Origin of the sequence: Pseudoalteromonas sp. S3178 (assembly GCF_005886985.1) — a bacterium.
GTDB classification, from domain to species: Bacteria; Pseudomonadota; Gammaproteobacteria; order Enterobacterales; family Alteromonadaceae; genus Pseudoalteromonas; species Pseudoalteromonas carrageenovora.
Window position 1 is genome coordinate 1 of the sequence record NZ_PNCW01000091.1, and the last position, 952, is coordinate 952.

Annotated in this window: 1 protein-coding gene; it reads right to left on the bottom strand. The window is 36.9% G+C overall.

Going from position 1 to position 952, the window contains the following annotated elements:
* Window positions 1-606 precede the first annotated feature (606 nt).
* Window positions 607-810: a cold-shock protein gene (locus CWC11_RS19475; RefSeq protein ID WP_004588138.1), complete on the bottom strand. Its 204-nt coding sequence runs from the start codon at window positions 808-810 to the stop codon at window positions 607-609.
* Between the last annotated feature and the right edge of the window lie 142 nt (window positions 811-952).

Here is a 952-nt window from a genome sequence, read left to right on the forward strand (position 1 = left end):
TGCTCCTGCATTGCTCTGCCTTCTGCATCCCTGCGGTCGTAAATGAGAATTTTTTAACTCAGGTAGCGACACGTTTAGCCCCGCAAAATGATTAAGTATTATTGCGGATTGGTATAAGTATAGTTTGTAGGCTGGATGCTGAAACCTTTTCAGCTTGCTGTAATATAATGATGGAACATTTAGGTATTGCAAGAATGGTTTCTAATCCCACTAGGTTAAAACCGCGTGTTACTATTTAGTTTCATTCTTAGAAAAATATTACCTATGAACGCCAATAGCCTAACCTCACTAACACTACTCCCTTTTATATAAGCTCATCATTTTAGTAATACATAGAGTTAAAGGTACTTTTAATCGGGGACAAAATTCTGAGGTACTTAGTTAATCATTAATCTATATTGAGCAAAGGTATTAAGTTATGGATTGTGGTAGTACATAATGGTCAATGCTGATAACAGTCGTTATTTTGTCAGTTTTTTTAAAATGAGTTTGCAAGGTTAGCTGGGGATTTTGAGTTTAAATGGAAAGTTAGAGTTTGTAATGAGGGGATTATGGTGAAACAGATGTCTGCTTCACCACGATGAACTAAGGTTCACATAATTAAAATTATGCTACTTCTACGTTCTCAGCTTCAGGGCCTTTTTGACCTTGTTTGATGCTGAATGTCACTGCTTGACCTTCGCTAAGAGTGCGAAAACCAGAACCAGTGATTGCGCTGAAATGTACAAACACGTCAGGACCATTTTCTTGTTCAATGAAACCAAAGCCTTTAGCTTCGTTGAAAAACTTTACTTTACCAGTAACCGACATACTAAATTTTCCTGTAAGTCAATAATTAAAATTCAGCCATATTATTATGGCTATATCCTCCCTGAGTCAGTGCCCAAAATTCTGGAGGTATAGTACAGGAACAAGTTTTAACCTAACCGGTAACCTTAAACGCAGCACAATA